Origin of the sequence: Beduinella massiliensis (genome assembly GCF_900199405.1) — a bacterium.
Taxonomy (GTDB): Bacteria; Bacillota; Clostridia; order Christensenellales; family Aristaeellaceae; genus Beduinella; species Beduinella massiliensis.
Map to the genome: position 1 here is coordinate 3376288 of NZ_LT963430.1, position 20607 is coordinate 3396894.

Annotated in this window: 15 protein-coding genes and 2 pseudogenes; 6 read left to right on the forward strand and 11 right to left on the reverse strand. The window is 61.8% G+C overall.

Translation table 11 applies throughout. The features are described from left to right. Positions 1-31 precede the first annotated feature (31 nt). On the forward strand, positions 32-187 hold the full coding sequence (locus C1725_RS19505) for a hypothetical protein (protein ID WP_346026754.1): 156 nt from the start codon (positions 32-34) through the stop codon (positions 185-187). Then, positions 177-1829, forward strand: coding sequence for a CotH kinase family protein (locus tag C1725_RS16275; protein ID WP_102412738.1), 1653 nt, complete (start codon positions 177-179; stop codon positions 1827-1829). Before C1725_RS19505 ends, C1725_RS16275 begins: the two co-directional genes overlap by 11 nt. A gap of 271 nt (positions 1830-2100) precedes the next feature. Here C1725_RS16275 and miaA read toward each other — a convergent pair whose 3' ends face one another. From miaA to C1725_RS16300, 5 genes are all read right to left on the reverse strand, one after another. Beyond that, entirely contained in the window at positions 2101-3006 is a 906-nt protein-coding gene (gene miaA / locus C1725_RS16280) for a tRNA (adenosine(37)-N6)-dimethylallyltransferase MiaA (RefSeq protein WP_102412739.1), read from the reverse strand. 80 nt (positions 3007-3086) lie between these two features. After that, positions 3087-4499, reverse strand: coding sequence for an MBL fold metallo-hydrolase (locus C1725_RS16285; protein WP_102412740.1), 1413 nt, complete (start codon positions 4497-4499; stop codon positions 3087-3089). Between the two features lie 59 nt (positions 4500-4558). Then, on the reverse strand, positions 4559-6121 hold the full coding sequence (locus C1725_RS16290; RefSeq protein WP_346026755.1) for a type 2 periplasmic-binding domain-containing protein: 1563 nt from the start codon (positions 6119-6121) through the stop codon (positions 4559-4561). A 90-nt stretch (positions 6122-6211) separates the two neighbouring features. Next, the gene (locus C1725_RS16295) at positions 6212-7108 is read right to left on the reverse strand and encodes a carbohydrate ABC transporter permease (RefSeq protein ID WP_346026756.1); all 897 of its coding nucleotides are present in this window, start codon (positions 7106-7108) and stop codon (positions 6212-6214) included. 14 nt (positions 7109-7122) lie between these two features. Further along, entirely contained in the window at positions 7123-8070 is a 948-nt protein-coding gene (locus C1725_RS16300; protein WP_102412742.1) for an ABC transporter permease subunit, read from the reverse strand. A gap of 178 nt (positions 8071-8248) precedes the next feature. Here C1725_RS16300 and C1725_RS16305 point away from each other — a divergent pair, with 178 nt between their 5' ends. The 3 genes and pseudogenes from C1725_RS16305 to uvrB all read left to right on the forward strand — a co-directional run. Continuing rightward, entirely contained in the window at positions 8249-9979 is a 1731-nt protein-coding gene (locus tag C1725_RS16305) for a histidine kinase (RefSeq protein ID WP_102412743.1), read from the forward strand. An 18-nt stretch (positions 9980-9997) separates the two neighbouring features. Then, on the forward strand, positions 9998-11029 hold the full coding sequence (locus C1725_RS16310) for a response regulator (RefSeq protein ID WP_102412744.1): 1032 nt from the start codon (positions 9998-10000) through the stop codon (positions 11027-11029). A gap of 224 nt (positions 11030-11253) precedes the next feature. Continuing rightward, positions 11254-13221: pseudogene (gene uvrB / locus C1725_RS16315) on the forward strand (excinuclease ABC subunit UvrB); the annotation flags it as partial. Here the strand turns inward: uvrB and C1725_RS19660 are convergent. From C1725_RS19660 to C1725_RS19510, 6 genes and pseudogenes are all read right to left on the reverse strand, one after another. After that, a pseudogene (locus C1725_RS19660) lies at positions 13181-13372 on the reverse strand (hypothetical protein); the annotation flags it as partial. The pseudogenes uvrB and C1725_RS19660 overlap by 41 nt on opposite strands. A gap of 26 nt (positions 13373-13398) precedes the next feature. Beyond that, positions 13399-15066 carry a type 2 periplasmic-binding domain-containing protein gene (locus C1725_RS16320; protein WP_102412746.1) on the reverse strand — a complete coding sequence of 556 codons (1668 nt, stop codon included), beginning with the start codon at positions 15064-15066 and terminating at the stop codon, positions 13399-13401. Between the two features lie 101 nt (positions 15067-15167). Continuing rightward, complete coding sequence (locus tag C1725_RS16325) at positions 15168-16085, reverse strand: carbohydrate ABC transporter permease (RefSeq protein ID WP_346026757.1); 918 nt, start codon at positions 16083-16085, stop codon at positions 15168-15170. Further along, complete coding sequence (locus C1725_RS16330) at positions 16082-17023, reverse strand: ABC transporter permease subunit (RefSeq protein WP_102412747.1); 942 nt, start codon at positions 17021-17023, stop codon at positions 16082-16084. The genes C1725_RS16325 and C1725_RS16330 overlap by 4 nt, the downstream gene beginning before the upstream one ends. Then, a complete protein-coding gene (locus C1725_RS16335) occupies positions 17020-17829 on the reverse strand; it encodes an HpcH/HpaI aldolase family protein (protein WP_346026758.1) in 810 nt (269 codons plus the stop codon). Before C1725_RS16335 ends, C1725_RS16330 begins: the two co-directional genes overlap by 4 nt. A gap of 4 nt (positions 17830-17833) precedes the next feature. Continuing rightward, complete coding sequence (locus tag C1725_RS19510) at positions 17834-19261, reverse strand: sialidase family protein (protein ID WP_346026759.1); 1428 nt, start codon at positions 19259-19261, stop codon at positions 17834-17836. 264 nt (positions 19262-19525) lie between these two features. On the opposite strand from C1725_RS19510, the gene C1725_RS16340 reads away from it, so the two are divergent. Further along, positions 19526-20521 carry a LacI family DNA-binding transcriptional regulator gene (locus tag C1725_RS16340; RefSeq protein ID WP_346026760.1) on the forward strand — a complete coding sequence of 332 codons (996 nt, stop codon included), beginning with the start codon at positions 19526-19528 and terminating at the stop codon, positions 20519-20521. Positions 20522-20607 lie beyond the last annotated feature (86 nt).

The following is a 20607-nucleotide window of genomic DNA, read 5'->3' on the forward strand; positions in this document are numbered from 1 at the left end:
AAGGGACGACATCGCTAAAGGAGGGGAGCCCATGAGGTTTATCAGGCGTGAATGGATGATCGACCTGGCGGAAATCGCGATCCTGGTGGCGGCCCTAATGCTGCTCGCCACAGGATTGGGCCGCGCGGCGGACCGGGAGCCGTTTTCTCCGCCCACCGGCGCAGCAGAGGTGCAGGATGTCCGCTAAATCGCGGCGCCTGTGCGCATACCGCGCCGCGCTGCCGCTTCTTCTTCTGCTGCTCCTTCCGCTTTGCGCCGGGGCGGAGGCGTTCTGCCTCGCCCGCGGCACCCCGGACGGCGCGCCGCGCATCTCGCTCTATCAGGACAGGACGGGCTGCTACCTTTTTCTTCCTTCCGGCATCCGCACGGAGGAATGGCGCATTTACGGCCCGGAGCCCGTCGTCCTTGCCGGTGCGCGCCTGAGTCGCGGCGCTGGCGCGCCGCACCTGGCGGACGGCGACACGGTTCGCCTCGAGGCCGGCGGGAAAGCCCTGGACGTGCGGGTGATGCAGTCCTCCTCCGTGCCCTCGCTCTTCATCACCACGCAGTCCGGCACGCTTTCGTTCATCCACGAAAAGAAGACGAACAAGGAGCCCGGCGCATACGCGCTGCTGAGCGCGGACGGCGAGCCGCTCGCGCAGGGCGCGCTGGAACACGTGAAGGCGCGCGGCAATTCGTCCTTTCAGTTCAACAAGAAGTCCTACCAGATCAAGCTGGAGAAGGGGGAGCCGCTGCTCGGCATGGACAAGGCCAAGCGCTGGGTTCTGATCGGCAACGCGCGCGACCGCTCGCTGCTGCGCAACAAGGTTACGTTGGACCTGGCCGCGCTTTCAGGGCTGGCCTGCACGCCGGAGAGCGAATCCGTCGATCTGTACATGAACGGCGAGTACCGCGGCACCTATCTCCTGTGCGAAAAGGTCGAGGTGAACGAAGGCCGCGTGGACATCGACGACCTGCAAAAGGAGACGGAGGCGTTTCTCGGCTGCAAGGCCGAGACGTTTGCGCAGAAGGGCAGCGCGAAAAGCCTGGCTGGCGGCTTCAAGTACTTCGACCTGCCCGCAGACCCGGCGGACATCACGGGCGGGTACCTGGTCGAATACGAGGCCTATCCCGTGCGCTATAAGGAGGAACCGAGCGCCTACACCACGCAGGGCGGCGCGGTGCTGGTCGTCAAGAGCCCGGAATACGCTTCAAAGGCGCAGATGGCGTACATCACGTCGCTCCTGCAGCGCTTTGAGGACGCGATCCGCTCTCCGGACGGCGTGGACCCGTCCTCGGGCCTGCGCTACGACGAGATCGCGGACCTGCCCTCCCTCGCGCGCAAGTACCTGATCGAGGAGATCAGCAAGAACTACGACGGCAACCAGAGCAGCCAGTTCTTCTACAAGCCGCGCGACGCGCAGAGCACGCTGCTCTACGCCGGGCCCGCCTGGGACTACGACAGCGCCTACGCGGGCTACGCGCGGGAGAAGGGCATGGACGTGCTGCGGCCCGAGGGGCTTTCCGTCGCCACCCGTTCAGGAGGGAAGTACTGGTGGCCCGCCCTGTACGCGCACGAGGACTTCCGCGCGGCGGTCGCGTGCCTCTACGCGCAGGACTTTCTGCCCCTGCTGCTCGACCTGACCGGCGACGGCGGGCAGATGCGTTCCCTTTCCGATTACGCGCAGGAGATCGAGGACTCCGCGGCGATGAACTTCGTGCGCTGGCCGATTCCGAAAAACCCCACGACCGCCGCGCCGATCGGGCGGACGCACGCGGAAAACGTGGAGATGCTGCGCGCGTTCATCGAGGCGCGCGCGGAGTTTCTCGCGCGGGAGTGGGCGCTCTGATGATCGGCAAAGCGTCGTCCTAAAAAAGGGGAAGCTTCCTCTTCTATCAAAGAAGTCGTATCGATAAGCTCTGCCCGCTGCGCCCCGATCGGCGCGCTGGGCACGGCCCTCCCCGCACCCTGCCGTCAAACGCGCGGCATTTGCGGTGGGACACATTTCCCGCGTCCTTCGTGCAACGCAAGCCTTCATTTTGCCTTAGGCCGTCGGCCCTGCCGATAGCCAAAGCGCCCGACGGCGGAGCTCTCCGCCGTCGGGCGCTTGTTTTTTGCGGCTATTTTCCGTGTTTTTCGAGGAACGCGTCGATTGCCTCGCACGCCTGCGCCATGGGGTCGCCCGCCATGTCGAGCCACAGCACGTCCGGGTTTCGGCGGAACCAGGTCATCTGGCGCTTGGCGAACTTCTTGATCGCGGCCGCGAGCTGGTCCGCCATTTCCTCCTGCGTAGGGATTTCGCCCAGCAGGTACTGACAGATGTAGCGGTACTCGAGGCCGAGGCCCAGCAGGAACTCCGCGCTCGCGCCCGCCTCCAGCAGCCCGCGCACCTCGTCTATCATGCCCTGCCCGAGCCTTCGCGAAAGCCGCTCGTCGATGCGCCTGCCGAGCGTCTCCCGATCCCAGGTGACGCCCAGGCGCAGCACGTCGTAGCGGGGCTCCTTGCGCCCGGGGTGGTAGTCCCCCGCCTTCAGCCGCTCCAGCGCGCGCATGACCCGGTTGCGGTTGCGGGGATCGATCTGCGCGTCCGGCGCCTGCTGCATGAGCCTTCGGTAAAGCTCCGGCGTGTCGAGCTTTTCCAGCTCCGCGCGGTACTCGAGGTCCGGGGCGCAGTCGGAGAGCACGTAGCCGTCCGCCACGGAATCGACGTACAGCCCCGTGCCCCCCACGATGAACGGCAAGCCGCCCCGGCCCCGGATCGCCTCGATGGCCTCGTACGCGAGGCGCTGAAAGTCCGCCATGGAGAAGAACTCCCCCGGCGCGCGCACGTCGAGCAGGTGATGGGGAACCCCCTTCATCTCCTCCGGGGTGATCTTGCCGCTGCCCAGGTCGAGCCCCCGGAACACCTGGCGCGAATCGGCGGAGAGGATCTCGCCTCCGTAGCGCAGGGCGAGCTCGACGCCAAGCCCGCTCTTGCCGGAGGCGTTGGTGCCGACGACGGCGATGATGGGGGGCAGCTTTTGCATAGACGCATTTCTCCTTGCGGCGTTTTCCCCTATTATATCAGATCGCCGGCGAAGGGACAAGCGCGGAGCACGCAGAGGCGTCAAACGACCCGCGGCTCCAGCCGGTAAACGATGCCCCCGCGGCGATATTTGAATGTGAGGGCCGTCCCATCCTCCGCGGGGAGGCAGCGACCGGCCAGAATTTCGCCGCAAAGCCCTTCCATATCCCGGGCGACCTGCAGGCAAAGGGGGTTGTAATAGGCGATGCCGCCGCTGACGATGCGCTCCTGCTCGAGAAGTTCACAGCTCGCGTCCTGCATGCGGTGTCCGCCAAAAAACGTCATTTCCGCCATCCCTTCAAGCCGTGCGATGAAGTGCCGCAGATGCTTTTGATACCCGGCAATTACGTCGTGAAGCTCGTCGCGCTGCCCGTACAGGAGGACGATTTCCCCCGACCCCATCGCATCTCCCGTGAAGATCAGCCCCAGACTTTCGCACACATAGGCGACCGAGCCCACCGTATGCCCCGGGAGCTCGAGCACCTCAAAGCGTATTCCGCCGCCCAGGTCGATGACGTCGCCCTCTTTCACGGGGCGCAGCGCATCCGCTTTCACGGGGTCGGCCTGCGCGGCGTCGGGATGGCGCAGGCGGAAGCGCTCGATCTGCCGCGGCAGCGTCTTCACGTCGCGTTCATGCAGGTATACGGGCGCAAAGCCGCCCGCGTTTGCGTAATGATCGCCGTGCGCATGCGTAATGGCCAGCTCGACCGGCAGGCGCGTCAAGTGCGACACGACGGCGGGCAGGTCTACCTCTCCCATGCCCGTATCGATCAGCAGGGCCTTCTCCTTCCCTTCCACGAGATAGCACGAAGCCCGGAAGTAATCCTCCATATGCCAAAGACCGGGCCGGATGCAGTGAATCTCCAGCTGCGTGCGGCGGCTTTGCGCGCGCAGCCAACGCTGTACGTCCGCGCGTTCCAAGGGGTTTTCATCCGTCCACGCGCTGCAAAGCGCCTGCTCATGCCCCTGCCCCCGAAGGGAAAGGGTCATCAGCCTGCCGTCCGCCAGCCCTCGTGCCCCGCCTGCAGGCGTTTGGGGCGTATCCTCCGGGCGGTAGAAGCTCCAGACCGGCGTCGTGCACACCGTGCGCACGGCGTATGGATCCCCCCAGCCGCCAACCGGTACAGCGGCCGCAAACAGACGGGGATACAGCGAAAGCAGCGCCCAGACGCCGTCCGCTCCCCTGTTCACGCCCAGAAGGTAGAGGCGCATGTCGTCCACCCTCGGATCCCGGCAGATCTCGTGCAGCAGGGCTGCGATCGCCTTTAACGCGCAGGCATCCGTCAGGCAGCCCTTCTCCGTTCGTATCAGGACGTAGCCTGCCTGCTGCGCGCTCCGCTCCTCCGGCCGCTCCCCCGAATACAAGCAGACGTAAAGCGGCTGCGATTCGGCAGGCGGCAGATGAAGGGTATACCGAAGCGTCGCGCCCTCCGCGCCACAATATGTGCGTTCCATGATATCCTCCCGCTTTCAAACACGGCGCCGCGCTTGCCGCGCGGCGCCATGTGATGTCCTTATTTGCTGAGCGCGTTCATCTCGTCCAATACAGGCTGAATATAGGTGTTCATCGCCTCTTTTACCCAGGCGTTCCAGTTCTCCTCCAAATCGCCCTCCTTCAGGATCAGCGCCGCGTATTCATCGGGGTAGATGAAGCTGACGCGATCCCGGGACGGGGAGGTGTAAAAGCGCAGATCCCAGTCCGCATCGAGCACGGTACCGGCGCCGAGCTCGTGCTTGATCTCGTACAGCGTCTTCACGCGATCGCGATAAATTTGTGGATAGGTGGGATTGATGATGCCGAAGTCGTCGGAGAGCACGTACACGTTGCTCCAGCAGCGCTGCGCCGTCGCGTATTTTTCGCGCACGACGCCCGGCGTGAGCACCTCGATCTCCCCGTCCTCCGCGCGTTTCCAGTCGATGCCTTCAAGCCCCAGGCGCTGCACGAGCTGCGCGTCGTCCGTGCACATGTAGTCGAGGAAGTCCATCAGCCGCTCGAAGCGCGGCGTGTCCGCCACGAGCTGCGGCGACACCAGCAGCGCATTCGCAAAGTTCGCCAGCTCAGCGCTGTGATACCTGCCGTCCATGCCGGTTATGACCGCCGTATGCACCACGTCGTCGTAGTTGAGCCCCAGGTTCGCCTCCATGTACCCGCGATAGCGATCCATGAACACCGCCATGCCGCATTCCACCGTGATCGCGGTGTTGCCCGTCGTATAAAAATCCTCCGCGCCCTCGTTGGTCTTGAGCGTGTAGAACTCGGGGTTGATCAGCCCCTCCCGATAGGCCTGCTGATAGACCTTCAGCGCCTGCAGCATCTCGGGCTGCGCCGGTCCCCACTGCACCGTCCCGTCCGCATCCCTGAAAAACACGCCGTCCGGCCACGCGCCCTCGTAGAGCGCATAGGGGATCAAGTAAGCCATGTAGGCCACGTGGGTGTTGATGACCTTGAGATTCGCGCCTACCTGACCGGGATCCTTCTCCTTGATCGCGCGGGCGATGTCAAGCAGCTCCTCGACGGTGTAGCTGTCCTTGATTTCGATCCCGCACGCCTCCATCCAATCCTTGCGCATGTAAGCAACGTAATGCCAGACCAGCGGATCGATCGGCTGATGTTCCGCAAAGATCGGGTGCGGCAGCGCGTACGTTCCGCCCAGGCGCTCTTCGAGCTCCTCACCGACGCCCGTGCGGGCATAGGCGCTCGCCAGGTTCGGCCAGCGCTCCTTCCAGTCGTCCGGGAAACGGCCGACGAGCTCCTGCTCCGCGTAGCTCTTGAGCTCGCTGAAGTTAAAATTCCACTCGTTCACCAAATCGGGCATATCGCCGGAGTTAATCCAGATGCGGAGCCTTTCGGTGTGGTTGTCAAACGTCGTGTTGATCTTGTCCCATTCGATGTTGTACTGGTCGGTAAAAAACTTCGCGTAGGCGTCCCCTGCGGTATAATCCGTTCCGTCCGGAGCGCCCGGCGTGCACCAGGTGTAGGTATATTTTTGCGCCCGGCCGTCCTCCGACAGCGCGGGAACCGCAAAAGCGGACACGAGCATCGCCGCCGCAAGCAGGCAGCTAAAAAAACGTTTCATGGACATGCTTTCTCCTCCAATCTGTGTTATCATACTCCTGCAACATGTGAAATGTAAATATTCATATCCTCCTTTCATATGTTTTCAGGCTTACGCCTTAATCGCCCCCACCATCACGCCTTTGACAAAGTGCTTTTGAAGAAAAGGGAACACGCACATGACGGGCAGCATCGTCACGACGACCGCAGAAGATTTCAGGCCCATCGAAAACTTTTGCGCGTCGATGAGCGCGTCCGCGCTCGCATACGAATCCAGCACCTGCGACTCGATGACGATGGCCCGAAGCACGAGCTGCAGCGGCTGCAGGCCGGAGCGCTGGATAAAGATCATGGCGTTGTACCATTCATTCCAACGGTCCACCGCGTAAAAGAGCGTGATGGTCGCCATGATGGGCAGGGAAAGCGGCAGCACGATGGAGATCAGGGTACGCCACTCGCCCGCGCCGTCCAGCTTGGCGGATTCCATGAGCGACTCCGGCAGCGTGGAAAAATAATTGCGCATGATGATCATGTAAAACGTGTTGATGCCGTAAGCCAGCACGACGGACCAAACCGTGTTGGTCAATTTCATCTGCTTCATGATGAGGTACATGGGGATGATGCCGCCGTTGAAGATCATCGTGAAGAGCACCATCATGAAAAGCAGCCTTCTGCCCGGGTAGTTTCCCCGGCTGGTGCCGTACGCAAAGCTGGTCGTGAGCAGCAGGTTCAGCGGCAGGCCGCACGCGAGGATCAACAGCGTATTGCGGTAGCCCGTAAAAATTCTGCCGTCTTCAAACAGATCCGCGTAATTTTTGAGCGTCACGTTCTGCGGAAACAGAAGAACCGGATGATCCAGGTAAGCCTTCTGCGGCGTCAGGGAAATGACGACGACGTTGTACACCGGCACGATAATCAAAAGCGCCCAGAGCGTGACGACGATCAGCAGCACGACGTCGAGCGCTTCCATGCGCTCCCGTCTTCCCGCTGCCGCTTGATGACCCTTCAATCTGCATTCCTCCTTCATGCGAACAAACCGCTCCCGCCCATGAGCTTCGCGCCCCTGTCCGCGAGCACCAGCAGCGCCATGTTGATGACCGACCGGAACAGGCTGACGGCCATTGAAAAGCCAAAGTCGGGCGGCGCCTGGAACGTGATGCGATAGATGAACATATCCAGCGTTTCCGCCACGTCCCGAACGGCGACGTTAGAGAGGTTAAAGATCTGGTCGAAGCCCGCGGACATGAGATTGCCGGTCTGCAGGATGAACATCACGATGACGGTGGGCAGGATGTTCGGCAGGGTGATATGCGCGACGCGCTGCAGGCGCGAAGCCCCGTCGATTTCCGCCGCCTCGTACTGGTCCACGTCGATGCCGCTGATGGCGGCCAGATAGATGATCGCGCTCCACCCCGCGCCCTTCCAGATCGCCGTGATGTAGAGCATCGGTTGGAAGGTCGCGGTATTGCCCAGAAAATGAAACGCCTCGCCCCCGCAGTTTTTGAGGATGCTGTTGACGAGCCCCTCCGCCGACAGGAAATTGATCAGCACGCTGGAGACGATGATCCACGACAGAAAGTGCGGAAACGTGAAGACGGTTTGAAGCACCTTTTTGTACCGGCCCACGCGAAGCTCGTTGAGCATGAGCGAGAGGAACACGGGTATCGGAAATTCAAAGATCAGGCGCCCCAGGTTGATGTAAAGCGTCCGCCAGACGGACCTCCAGAAGGCCGCATCCCGAAAGACGTAATGGTAATTTTGCATGCCGACCCAGGGGCTCCCCCAGATCCCCAGGTTCGCGCGGTAGGTCTTGAACGCCAGGGACAGCCCGCCCATCGGCCCATAGGCGAAGAGCAGATACCAGATCAGCCCGGGAAGGACGAGCGTATACACCATGCGATTCTTGTAGACCTCCGCACCAAGGCGTCGTAGCCCCCGCGGTCCGTGTGCCGTAGCTGCCGTTCGATTCATCGTGCATCCCCCGCTTTTTGATGTGCAACTGTATTTTACGTTTCTTACAATCCAAAAGACAGGGAGGATCGTAGCGTTTTATCGCACGATCCTCCACATTTCGTCCAATTTGCTTTTCACTTTTTCCACAAAGATATACAATGGATATCGACAAGAAGCCCGACGGAGGTGTCCTGCCTTGAAAACGAAGTTGCCTTCGCTGCGCAAAAGCCTTCAATGTACCGCGCTTGCGCTCGCGTTGAGCACGCTGTCTGTCGTGGGGCTCTGCCTGCTCTCGTACGACCAGGCCATCGACGCCTACGCGAGCCATTCCTTTGCGACGCTGGCCTACAGCATGGAAACGCAGGTCAGTCTGGCGGTCGAAACCCTGGAAACCACGGCCAAGGCCGCCGCGTACGCGCCGCAGGTGCAGACGGTGCTCTTCACGCAGGTGCCCAGCGACTATCTGCGTGCCCGCTCCGACGCAGACCAGGTGATCAACCTGCTGCGCGACGGAAACGTCTATGCGGATTTCATCTATCTGCTCTGCACCTCCGACAGGCAGGGCTACGTGCTTTCAGGCGCCAAGTCCGTCTGCCGCCCGTGGCTGAAAGCGTACCTGGAGGAGGGGGCTTTGGAGCGCGAGCCCTTCTTCAGCCCCGTCTTCTTCAACAGCGCCACCGGCGAAGCGCGTCCCTATTTTTTATATGTCATGCCGGTATCGGACATCCGTCCGGGCAAGGTCGGCTCCAGGCCCGAAGCGCTATGCGCGGTCGCCTGTGATCTGCGCGGAATGCTGCAAACCCTGCAGGGGAATTCAGCACAGGGAAGCACGGTATGCCTCCTTTCGGAGGGGAGCCTGATCGCCTCCGGACGCGACCTGACGGAAAGCGAGCGCGCGCTCGTGCTGTCGAGCGACACGGGATTACGCGGGCAGTCGTTCCTCTATCGCGTCACGTCCCCGCGCCTGCCCTGGACGCTCGTGTTCCTGACCCCGCGCGCCGCGCTCTCCGGCAGCGCCCCACGCCTGCGAAACATCGCGGTGATGCTCCTGCTCGGCGAAATGGCCGTCCTGCTCACGCTCTTCCTGCTCCTTTTCTGCTCTGTGGCGCGTCCGCTGCGCCGCCTTGTTTCCGACGTGCAGGCGATTCGCCACACGCAGTACACGCGCGTGCGCCCCGCCAAAATGGAGGAATTCGTCACCCTTTCCGACGCCATCAACCGCATGCTGGCCGAGATTGAAGATGCGAACCAAAACGAGAGCGAGGCACGGGAGAGGCTCTACGCCGCGCAGGAGGAGCAGACGCGCGCCAAGCTCTACGCCTACCGCACGCAGATCAACCCGCACTTTCTCTTTAACGCGCTGGAATGCATTCGTTCTCTCGCGCAGCGGCACGGCGTGCCCGAGATCGAGGAGCAGGTGCGCGGCCTGTCCCGGAGCTACCGGTACCTGCTCAGCGCGGATATGGTCGTCACCCTCGCCGAAGAGCTCCGCAGCGTGGAGGGGTATTTCAACGTCCTGCGGCCGCAGTACGCCGAGCCGCTGACCCTCAAAGTCCGGGCCAGTAAAGAGGCGAAGGAAGCGAAGGTGCTCTCCATGACGCTGCAGCCGCTGGTCGAAAACGCCCTTCTGCACGGGCTGTCGGGGCTGAACCGTCCCGGCGTAATTCTGATCGCGGCGGAGATCGATCCCGACCGTCGCCTCTCGCTGCGCGTCGCGGACAACGGGCACGGCATCTCCGAAGATCGGCTCAAAGAAATCTACCGTCTATGCAAGGATGACCGCGCGTTGGAGCAGGGGGAGCACATCGGCCTGGGAAACATCACGCGGCGGCTTCGCCTCTTCTTCGGTCCGGCCTTCTCCTTTGACCTCGCCTCCTCACCGGGGCACTATACTTGCATCCACCTTCGCATTCCCTGCGACATCTGAAAGGAGGCGGCAGGCGCCATGATCCGAGTGGTGCTCGTAGACGACCAGGAGCTCGCGCTTCAAGGGCTCAGCGGCCTCATTCCCTGGGAAGAAGCCGGTTTTACGATCGTCGGACGGTTTACCTCCGCGCGCGAAGCCTTTAGCTTTATTCGTGCGGAACGGCCGGACGTGGTCATGACCGACATCCGGATGCCGGAAATGAGCGGGCTTGAACTGATCGAAGCGCTGAATGCCGCCGGGCAAAAGCCCGAGATCGTATTCATCAGCTCCTACCGCGATTTTGACGCGGCAAAGGAGGCGATCCGGCTGGGGGTGAGCCGCTATATCGTCAAGCCCTTTGAAGAGGACGAGGTGTTGGCCACGCTGGCTGAACTGCGCCAGCGCCTGAGCCGCCAGGAGCTGCCCTGCGTAGATCCGCTTGAACCGCTCAGCTATCGGGCCAATCCTGCCTTCTCGCGCCTTTGCAGCCAGGTGTCCCTTCATGCCCGCTGCTTTCTTCTCCTTTCGGAATACGCCTTTCGGCCGGCTGAGGCTCCAAACACGTGCGCCGGCGCGCTCCGCGTCCACGGGTACGTCAGCGCGTGGCTGATCGCACAGAAAAAGGGCATCCCGTCCGTTCCCGCGCATGCCGGGCTCAGCCGCGTGCATCGGGATTTCCGCGATTTCGGCGCATTTTTATCGGAAGCCGAGCTCTCTCTGCGCGGATGCTTTGCCTTCAGCGAACACGAGCAGGCCGCGGACATCCAGCAGTATCTTTGCGAGCGTCTTTTGGACAATCCCTCGCTCGACGAGCTCGCCGGCCATTTTTACCTGTCCCGCACGCGCCTGTGCGCCCTGTTTCGCAGCCATACCGGCTATTCGCCCGCCTCCTTTTTGCAGCACGTGCGCCTGCACCTCAGCCGGTGGCGCCTGCTGCACACCGACATGCGCATCCGCGAGGTCGCGGAATCCGTCGGATATTGGGATACCAGCTATTTCGGCCGCCTGTACAAGCGGGAATTTGCCATGACGCCGGAAGAATGCCGCCTGCGGCGCGATCTTCTGCTGTAGGCCCCTGCGTACTCGCCGCACCCCGTCTCCTGTTTTCCCCACCCTCTCTTGGGCGGCTTTTGCCGTCCTTTTTTGACGCAAAGTCCGCCTCTTTTCGCGCATTTTTACGAACGGGCGTTCTAATTTTCCGGAATATGTGGTATAATAAACGTTCAGGCAGCCATGCCGTCGCATTCCCCATCCACTATCAACGGCGATCCAGCCGATTTAAGGGAGTTGAAACCATGGACGGACGTTTTGTCCTCAAGTCCCCCTTTAAACCGCAGGGCGATCAACCGCAGGCCATCGAGGCGCTCGCGCGCGGCATCGAAAATGGCGATCCGGGGCAGGTGCTGCTGGGCGTCACCGGCTCGGGCAAGACGTTCACGATGGCGTCCGTCATCGAGCGCGTGCAGCGCCCCACGCTCGTCATCGCCCACAACAAGACCCTCGCCGCGCAGCTTTGCGCGGAGTTTCGCGAGTTCTTCCCCGACAGCGCGGTGGAGTACTTCGTCAGCTACTACGACTACTACCAGCCGGAGGCGTACATCGCCTCGACGGATACCTACATCGAAAAGGACGCCTCGATCAACGACGAAATCGAGCGCCTGCGCCACAGCGCCACGGCCGCCCTGCGGGAGCGCAGGGACGTCATCGTCGTGGCCTCCGTCTCCTGCATCTACTCCATGGGCGACCCCAGCGAGTACGAGGGCATGATGGTCTCCCTGCGCCCCGGCATGGAGATGCACCGCGAGGCGCTGCTGCGAAGCCTCGTCGATATTCAATACACGCGCAACGATATGGAGTTTGACCGCGGAACTTTCCGCGTTCGCGGCGATGTTGTGGAGATTATCCCCGCGAACAGCAGCGATAAAGCCATTCGAGTGGAGTTCTTCGGCGACGAGATCGATCGCATCTCGCAGGTGGACGTCGTCAGCGGCCACGTCGAAATGGTGCTCGACCACGCGGTGGTCTTCCCCGCGACGCACTATGCCACCCCGCGCGATGCGATCGACCAGGCGATCGCGAACATCGAGCAGGATTTGGCGTCCCGCGTAAAGGAGCTCAAGGAGGACGACCGCCTGCTCGAGGCCCAGCGCCTCTCGCAGCGCACGAATTACGACATCGAGATGCTGCGTGAGATCGGCTTTTGCACGGGCATCGAGAACTATTCGCGCTACTTCGACGGCCGCAAGCCCGGCGACGCGCCCTACACGCTGCTGGACTACTTCCCCAAGGGGTTCATCTGCTTCATCGATGAATCCCACGTGACGATTCCCCAGATCCGCGCGATGTTCAACGGCGACCGCGCGCGCAAGACCTCGCTGGTGGAATACGGCTTTCGCCTGCCCTCCGCGTTTGACAACCGCCCGCTGCAGTTTTCCGAGTTTGAGGCGCGCATCGGCCAGACGGTCTTCGTCAGCGCCACGCCTTCGCAGTACGAGCTGGAACGCTCCTCGCAGGTGGTGGAGCAGATCATCCGCCCGACGGGCCTGCTCGACCCGGAAATCATCGTGCGCCCGGCGCAGGGGCAGGTGGACGACCTGCTCTCGGAGGTGCGCCTCGTCACGGAGAAGGGCTTTCGCGTCTTGGTGACGACGCTCACCAAGAAGATGGCGGAAAGCCTGACGAGCTACCTGCAGGAGATGGGCGTCCGCGTGCGCTACCTGCATTCGGACATTCAGACCATGGAACGCCAGGAGATCCTCCGCGCCCTGCGCCTGGGCGAGTTCGACGTGCTGGTGGGCATCAACCTGCTGCGCGAGGGGCTAGACATCCCGGAGGTCGCGCTGGTCGCGATCCTCGACGCGGACAAGGAAGGATTCCTGCGCTCGGAGGTCTCGCTCGTGCAGACCATCGGCCGCGCGGCGCGCAACGTGGACGGCCGCGTCATCATGTACGCGGACGTCATGACCGACAGCATGAACGCCGCGATCTTCGAGACGAACCGCCGCCGCCAGCTTCAAATGGCCTTCAACGAAGCGCACGGCATCACGCCGCAATCCGTCAGCAAGGCGGTGCGCGAGCTGCTGGAGATTGGCCACGCGCCCGGCGAGAAGAAGAAGGGGCGCCTGCGCGAGCAGCCGCTCACCGACGAGGAGCAGCGCCGCATGGAGGAGCACGTCGAGGAGCAGATGCTGCAGGCCGCGGCCAACCTCGACTTCGAGCTCGCCGCCAAGCTGCGCGACCGGCTGTTCGAGCTGCGCGGCGAGGAAGCGCCCGTGCAGAAGGAGCAGGTAAGAAGCCGCCAGCGCTCGCGCAGAAGGAGCAGGTAATCGGGGCCCAGTCAAACGCGCTCCCGGCCGAAGAGCTTTCGGCCGGGAGCGCGTTTAGGTTGTCGGCAATGCCGATGGCCGCGTTCATATGAATGCGCTGACCGCGGGCATCCGTCAGCCGATCGTATCCGGCAGCGCAAGATAGCGCTCATAGGCCGCCTGGCACAGGGCGCAGTAGTCGCTCAGCCCGTACGATTCGAGCGTCGAAAGGTAGGCGTTCCAGTTCTCGTCCGTCAGTTCGACCTCGCCGGAGATGAACTTCGCGCGGCTGGACGTCGCGTAGGAAACGAGCTCCTGATAATACGCGAGGTCCGTCTGCTCCTCCTCCGTAAACGTGCACTGCAGGTCGAACACCGGACGGCTGATTGCGTAAATGCCAGCGTTCGTCCACAGCGTCGTAGACCAGTTGTTCTTGTCGTCGCTGCCCACGACCACGTCGTCCACCAGCGGATTGATGTAGGCCGGCAGATTCATGGGCGTCTTGCTCATCCGGAAGTTGTAATAGCTGGAATACGCGTCGGGGAACTTGCGCGTCGCGCCATAGGCGTGCTTGTTTTCGATGGAATCATAGGTGTAGCCGTAACCGTCATCGCTCTCCGCCTGCGACGGGCCGAGGCGCACGGCGAGCGACGCCTCCGTGGTCACCAGGTAATTGGCGAAACGGATCATCGCGATCGCGGTCTCTTCGGAGCACTTATCCGTGAGGGCCATACAGGCTACGTTGCGCTGATAGTTGATGCTGGTCATCGGCCAGACCGCCTCGGCGTTTTCCGGGCTGGTGAGCGCCGGGACGGCGATATAGTCCTGATAGTTCCCCAGCAGCGCCGTCAGCCCGGTCGTCGTGACGCCAACCTGCTCCGCCGACAGCTTGGACTCCATCTCCGTGGTGTCCTGCGTAAAGTAGGCGCCGTCCAGCAGGCCCTCGGTGTAAAGCCTGTGCATGAACGCCACGTAAGCGCGGTAGTTGTCCTGCGCAGGCACGAACACGTACTGCCCATCAAGAATGTCGTCGGTCATATCCGTATAGCCGAAGGCGTACAGCAGGTAGTCGTTTTTCGGCTCGCCATTGCTGTCGGTGGCCATCAGCGTGGTGGGAATCTCGTCCGCCTCGCCGTTGCCGTTCGGGTCCCCCTCCTTGAACGCCTTCAGCACGTCGTAAAGCGCCTCCGTCGTCGTGGGAACCTCCTTTCCGACGGCCTTCAGCCAGTTTTGGTTGATCGTGATACAGGCGGGGTTGGCGCTTCTTGGCGCGTAAGAGATCATCGGCAGCACGTAAATCGCGCCGTTTTCGTGCATGGTGCCTTTCACCACGTCCGGAAATGCCTCATAGAGCGCGCAAAGGTTGGGCGCGTATTCCTGGATCAGCGGCTTGAGGTCGAGCAGCTTCCCCTCATAGCCATAGGAGAGCTCGTCCGCGGCCGTGATGCCCGTGAAGAAGACCTCCGGGTAATCGCCGGACATGAACGCGAGATTCTTGCGCTCTTCCCAGACGCTGTTTTCCACCAGCTTGAAGTCAAAGGTAATGCCGGTCAGTTCAGCGACGTACTTCGTCCACCAAATGTCGCTGAAATCCTCGGCATGGCTCGCGGTGCGCGGAAACAGGACGCTTACCGTCATCGGCGTTTCGACCAGAGGGAAGGTGATGTCCTCCTGCATAAAGACCGGGTAATCGACCGTCAGGTCGATCTGCTTGCTGTACTCGGATAAGTTGTCGTCAGCCCAGGCGCCAAACGCGCAAACGCAAAGCAACCCCGAGAGAAACAACGCCAGAAAGCGCTTCATCACGTGAACTCCTTTCATAGTAGGTCGGTCATTCTGTTCGTCGGTGCTCCGTTGAAAATCGTCCCCCTCCTTTCCCGCCGCGTTACCAGGCCGCTTTACGATCAGCCCTTGATCGACCCCATCATGATTCCCTTCATAAAAAAGCGCTGCAGGAACGGATAAACGCAGAGCATGGGCAGCGCCGATACGACGATCAGCCCATATTTCATCGACTCGCGAAGCTGGCGCAGCCGCACCATATCCGCCAGCTCTTCGGGGTCGGAGCCCATGAAGTCCGTCGTCTCCCCCATGATGAGGATATTGCGCAGGTGAACCTGCAGGGGATATTTGGCCGGGTCGGACAGGTAGATCAGCGGGTTGAAGTAGCTGTTCCACTGCGCGACCGCCGCGTACAGCGCGATCACCGCGATCACCGGCTTGGCCAGCGGCAGCATGATCTGCACAAACAGCTTCATATTGCTGCATCCGTCGATAAAGGCCGCCTCAGAAAGGTCGCGTGGCACGGACGTGGTAAAGTAAGTGCGCACGACGATCAGGTTGGACATCGTTACCGCGCCCTCCAGGATCAGCGGCCAGAACGTATTGAGCATTCCGTAGCTCTGAACGGCCAGGTAGGTCGGAATCAGGCCCGCGTTGCAAAACATCGTGAACGCGAAATAGGCCGTCAGGAAGCCATGCCCTCGCAGCTCTTTGCGCGAAAGCACGTAGGCTGCGGGAATCGTCGTGACGAGGGTGACGGCGACGCTGCCGAGCGTGTAAAAGATCGTGTTCAGATAGCCCCGCCAGATGGGGGTGTATTCAAGAATCCGGCTGTAGCCCTCCAGGGTGAACCCGACGGGCAGCAGCCGAACCTCGCCGCGCACGACGCTCATCGGTTCGCTGACCGAGGAGGAAAGCACAAACAGGAGCGGATACAGCACGACGATCAGGGCGGCAGCCGTCAACAGCAGCACGATGAAGTCGACGATAAAGTCATCCCCGCTTGAAAGGCGTTTCCGGGATACACGTCTAGCGTTCACAGCGCGCTCACCTGCCCCATCTTCTTGACGATCCAGTTCATTGTCAGCATCAGCACGACGTTGACCACCGAGTTGAACATTCCTACCGCCGCCGAAAAGCTGTACTGCGCCTTTTGCAGGCCTACCTTGTAGACGTAGGTGGATATCAGCTCGCTGGCTTCCAGGTTCAGCGCGTTCTGCATCAAAAGCGCCTTTTCATGGCCGACGCTCATCAGCCCGCCCATTTGAAGGATGAACATGATCGTCACCGTGGGCAGAATGCTCGGCAGATTTACGTGCCAAATGCGCTGCACGCGCGTCGCGCCGTCGATCATCGCCGCCTCGTGGAGCTGCTGATCCACGCCGGACAGCGCCGCCAGAAAGATCACCGCGCCCCAGCCCGTCTGCTGCCACATGCCGGAGACGACGTAAACCCACTGAAAGGCCCTGGGGCTCGTGAGCCAGTCCTCGGCGTGTAGCCCCATCGCCTGAAAGAGAAGCGTCAGGACGCCGGTTTCCTTGTTCAGCATCAGGTTCACCATGCTGATGAGCACGGTCACGGAGATAAAATAGGGCGCGTACGTCACGGTCTGCACGAACTTCTTGTAGCGCGGCGCGCCGATCTCGTTGATCACCAGCGCGAGGAATACCTTCAAAGGGAAGGCGATCAGCACGCCCCAGATGGAAAGGCTCAGGGTGTTGCGCACGTACGTCCACATGTTGGGCGACTTTACAAAGCGCTCAAAGTATTTCAGCCCCACCCACGGGCTTCCCCAGATGCCGCGCGAGGGCTTGAAGTCCCTAAAAGCGATCTGCAGGCCGTAAATCGGCACGTAGTTGAAGAAGAACACCACCAAAACAGCCGGCAGGATGAGAAGGTAGAGCTGACGGTCGCGCACGACATCCCGCCCCAGCCTTCGGACCGCCTCTCGCCGGCGGTTTTTTCCGGCGGCCGTCATACGGCCTTCCCTCCCTCATCGCGCGGGTATCTGCCGGACACCTCCTGCATGAGCGCCAGGAGATCCTGCGCGCCCTTTAAAATGCTCCACATGTCCGTGCTCGCGGAAATGAAGTCTACGCCCTTGCTCATCCAATGCGCAAGCTCCGCGGCGGTATCCGCGCCCGTGGAAAGGCCGATGGGCTTGCCCGCGTCGTGCGCTTTTTGGATGGCCAAATCGATATAAGCGTTGGTCCTTTCCCCCTGCAACGCGTGGCCCAGCTCGCCCACGGAGCCGCTGAGATCCATCGGGCCGATCACGAAGCCGTCTACATAGGGAATCTTCGCGACCTCCTCCATGGCGTGAACCGCGTCCAGCGTCTCCACCTGCAAAAACCTGCACAGCTCCTTGCTGCCGTGGTCGATGTAGTCCTGCACGCTGTCCAGGCCGTAACGAATCGCCCGGCAGGGCCCGAACCCCCGCCTGCCCTCCGGCGGGTAGATGCAGGTGTCGATCGCGCGCCGGGCATCCTCGACGCTGTTGACCATGGGCACGACGATGGCGTCCGGCCCCGCCTCCAGGACGCGCTTGATGTTCGGGATGTCGTTCCAGGTGACGCGCACCATGCTGGGCGTGCCCGCAGCCTTTGCGGCGATGAGGTGCGTCTCCATCTCATGAAAGCTTGTGGAAATATGCTCCATGTCGATCCACAGGTAGTCAAAGCCCACCGAGCCCAGCATTTCGCACACGCGATGGTCGGTCAGGTTGACGTGGGTGCCCAGGAGACGCCGCCCGGAAGCGAGCGCCGCCCGAAACTGATTTTTCATTCGCTCATTTCTCCTTCGGCAAAAATTGAAATGCGTAGACCTCCGCATCGCGCAAATGGAAGCACAGGCGCACCGGCCTGCCCCGCAGCTCGGAAAGCGGCCTTTCAAAGTCAACCCGCCGGTCGGTGGCGTCGCCGAAAAGCTCGCCGCTGTCATACCCCGCTAACGCGTTGCCCTCCGCATCCTCCAGGCGAACGCGCATGCCGCCCGCAGCCGAGGTGGCGAAGTTCACGGACAATGCCTCCCCTTCAAAGACGAGGGGCTGCGTGACGACCTCTCCGCCCGCGTAGCCGGCGCCGCGGCTGACGAAGCCGTCCAGGCGCAGCGTGTAGCGGAACACCTGCACGGGCGTGTCCGACCAATCGTTCGCGCTGGCGTAAAGCGAGAGCTCCCGATCCTCGCCGTCCACGGCGCTTTGCGTCTCGATCAGGCCATAGGCCGCATAGCCGTCCCCGTATACCCAACGCTTCTCGCTTTCCGGGCCGGGCCGCAGGAAAGCCTCGTTCCATCGCCTGAAGCGCCTTCCGTCGCGCGAGGACATGAACAGCCCGTCCGTCACCGCCAGGCCATAGCGCGGGTGGAACTGCATGCGCCACCTGCGCCGCTCCGCGCCGCACAGCCGTTCGTAATTCGCCGTCCATTCCCGGCGTTCCGTATATCGCGCCGGAAAGGCGACGTACAGATGCGGCGCGCGGAAGTAGGGCTGAATGCCGTTGGTGTACATGTGAAAGTCGTAGGGCGAGTCCGCGTAGGAGATGCGCTCCGGTTCCGACCAGGTGCGGAAATCCCCGGACTCCATCCGCCGAATGTCGCGGATCCGTTCGCCCTCCGCGCTCTCGTGAAAATCGCGGGCGTAGCACACATACCGTCCCGTGTTTCCGTCCCAAAATGCCGTGTTGTGCGAATCGTAGACCCCTTTATCGCAGAGCATCCAGCCGTCCTGAAAGTGGAGACCGTCCGCGCTGGTCATGCACCAGAGCTGCCGCCCCGGGCGCGTATACACGGCCTTATAGCGCTCGCTCGCCGGGCACGCGGGATTCCGGTCGATGAACACGTGAAATGCGTCCATCGTGTCCGTGATGGCCACGATGTTGTTATGGGTGTCGCCTTCATAGGCGCAGATACCCAGATCTGGCTTGTGCCAGTGAATCCCGTCCCCGCTCTGCGCATAGCAGATATGATGAAACGGGGGATCGTGGCGCGTATGCTCCCGGTTGTACATCGGCATGCACAGATAATACATCCGGAATATCCGCTCGTCCTGCAACACGGTGTAATAGACCCAGCCGTCGGCCTCCCACGGCGCGTCGTTCGTCATGACGCATTCCCGGCGCTGCGGATGGTGCAGCGTCTCGCGCGCGGTCGTCCGTCCGGCGTCCAGCAGCTCGCCATCCACGAACAGCTCGCGCCGGCATCCAACAGGATGAATCATCGCTTTCGCTCCTTCTGAAATATTTTCTCAGGCATCGCTTTCGAGGTCCCCTCAGATGTCCGTACGCTAAGCGCAGCGTGTGCAGCTTTCAAAGGGTTTGGAGATAATCTCCATTTTTCCTCCCCTGTTTTGTGTTCATTATAGGGTTCCCTTCTTGCGGCCGCAATCCAATTTCACGAATTTCAAATTTTTCATGAAATCAAGTTGCACGCAAGGAGGGCTTGGCTATATAATACCGGCAGGAAACAAATGGAGGGCGCAGAGATGAAGCAAAAACTCATCGCGGAAAAGGCGGGCGTTTCCTTCGCGACGGTCTCCAGAGCGCTGACGCATAGCGCAAAGGTGCGCCCGGAGACGATGCAGCGCATCCGCAAAGCCATGCAGGAGCTGGGCATCAGCGACAGCGACGCCCTTTTTCAGGGCAGGGGCATCCTCTCCAAGACGGTGCTCGTCGTGGTCGGCGACATCGCCACGGAGTTTTTCGCGCACATCATCCTCGGCCTTTACGACGTGCTCGAAGCGAACGGCTACCAGATGTCGCTTTGCAACAGCCGGTATGATTCCGAGGTCGAAATGCGCTGCATCAAGACCGCCGAGGAAAACGGCTACGCGGGAATCATCATGATTACCGCGGTGGAAACGCAGGAGCTGGTTTCCTTTCTGCAAAGCGCCGAAATCCCCGTCGTGCTCGTCAACCGGTATATACGCTCCCTCGACCTGGACGTCGTCCGCATCGACAACTACCGGGGCGGCTACCTGGCCGCGCAGCACCTGATTGAAAATGGGCACAGACGAATCGCGCACCTGGCCGGGCCGCGCAACTCCGCCGCGCCCCAGGACCGCCTGCGCGGCTTTACCGAAGCCATGCACGATAACGGCGTTCCCTTTACCCAGGACGACGCCGTCTTTGGGGACCTCTCGCGCGAATGCGGAAAAAAATTTGCCGATTGGCTCATGCCGCGCGATTATACCGCCGCCTATATCGGCAATAATTACATGGCGGCAGGCGCCGTACACCAGCTTCTCAAGCTGGGCAGACGCGTTCCCGAGGACATCAGCATCGTCTGCTTCGACGATTCGCCTTTGGTGTCGGAGGATGGCCTCAATCTCACCACGATCAGCTGCGAGCCGCAGATCATGGGGCGCGCGGCGGCGGAAACCCTGTTAAAGCGCATCGCGGACCCTTTGGGCCGCCATGTGAAGACCATCTATTCCCCTAGGCTGAACGCCCGCGGCAGCGTGCGCTCGCTCAGAGAATGAACGGACGCGGAAGGCCGAAACGGCCCGCCGCGCCCTCTCCCCGGCGCTGTTTTCGTTCCCCCCGGGATTTTCCGGTCTCCTTCTTT